Source organism: Lysobacter sp. Soil_C_15, assembly GCF_057657315.1.
The window spans coordinates 1-201 of the sequence record NZ_JBDGIR010000046.1; the positions used below are offsets into that span (position 1 = coordinate 1).

A 201-nucleotide genomic window follows, 5' to 3' on the forward strand; every position below is an offset into this window, starting at 1 on the left:
CAGCCCGGCTCCACCACCGGAGCCGGAGCGACCGCAGCGACCGGCTCCGGACCCAGCGGGACGATGATGCCGACCGAGGCCAGCACGTCGCCGAACCAGTCTTCCTGCGGAGCGGCGACGCTGGTGTCGTCGAAGTCGGCGCGGTAGGCCAGCTCGGTGCGGATGCCGACGCGGCCCAGGTCGCCCTGGACGCCGACGCCG

The 201-nt window shown here is 74.6% G+C and carries 1 pseudogene; it reads right to left on the reverse strand.

Annotated features, from left to right (window positions below):
- Positions 1 to 201: pseudogene (locus AC3A57_RS22950) on the reverse strand (OmpA family protein); the annotation flags it as partial.